This is a genomic window from Trinickia symbiotica (genome assembly GCF_002934455.1).
In the GTDB taxonomy this organism is placed as follows: Bacteria; Pseudomonadota; Gammaproteobacteria; order Burkholderiales; family Burkholderiaceae; genus Trinickia; species Trinickia symbiotica.
Window position 1 is genome coordinate 1 of record NZ_PTIR01000060.1, and the last position, 1,213, is coordinate 1,213.

At 62.3% G+C, this 1,213-nt stretch carries 1 pseudogene; it reads left to right on the forward strand.

What is annotated here, in order from left to right:
- Positions 1-1,213: pseudogene (locus B0G57_RS30710) on the forward strand (DUF637 domain-containing protein); the annotation flags it as partial.

Consider the following 1,213-nt stretch of genomic DNA (forward strand, 5'->3'; position numbering starts at 1 on the left):
TACTACAACCCGCAGGAAGAGGACCTGTTGCTGCAACAGGCGGCGTTGCAGCAAACGGGCAAGGCGAGCTTCGTCGATGGCTTGTCTTACGACAGCAAGAACAATCTCTCGGTCACGGAGCAGGAGAAGGCCTACCTCTACGCGAACGCGCTGAGCTATGCCGAGACGAACGACCTCCAGCTCGGCCAGGCGTTGACGCAGACGCAAATCACCGCGCTCGACAAGCCGATGCTGTGGTATGTGGAGCAGACGATCCCGGACCCGAGTTGCAAGGCAACGGGTACGGCGACATGCCCGACGATCACGGCGTTGATGCCGCAGGTGTACCTACCGTCGACGACGAGCGCGTTGTCCGCGGGCGGCAACATCATCGGCACCGATGTGACGCTGAACTTCGAGGGCAACGGGCAGGGCAGCATTCTCAATACGGGGTCCATCACTGCATCGGACACATTGAAGGTCGATACGCCGACGCTGACGAACGAGGCGAATCAGGTCAACGTCGGGCAGATCTGGAGCAAGGTCAAGGGCGGGTACGTCGACACGACGGGCACGGAGGTCCAGCCGGGCGGGTTCATGAGCGCGGCGAACATGGATCTGAACGTGCAGACGTTGAATCAGATCGGCGGCGCGCTGCAAAAGCTCAACGCGGACGGCACGATCGATCAAGCGGGCACGCAGCAGATGCTCGCGGCTCTTCAGCAGCAACTGGGCGGCGACTTCACGCAGATGACGTTGACCGATCAGCTGCATACGGATTTCGTGAAGGAAGGCGGCAGCTTCGGTATTACTCAGATAGCGATGATCGTGGCCGCCATAGTGGCGACCGTGCTTACTTACGGTGCGGCTAGCGCAGCGATCGGTGCGATGAGCGGTGCCACGGAGGCAGCGTCGAGCGCGGCGATTGGTGTTGCGGCAGAAGGAACGACTGCGATGGCGACGGCCGCTGCAGAAGCCGGCGGTACATTTATGGCCGCCACCGCGGGTGCATCGGCCGGACTTGGCAACGCGATCTTGTCCGCCGGTATCGCAGGCATGGCCGGTAGCGCGGCGAGCCAGCTGGTGGGGACAGGCTCACTGGACCTGGGCGAGATGGGCAAGGCCGGGCTGGTGAGCGCACTGACGGCGGGGTTGACCAACGGCATTACCTATAGCACTACGAACGGTATCGGCTTCAATGCTGGTGCCTCAGTGACTGGCGTTACCGACCCGA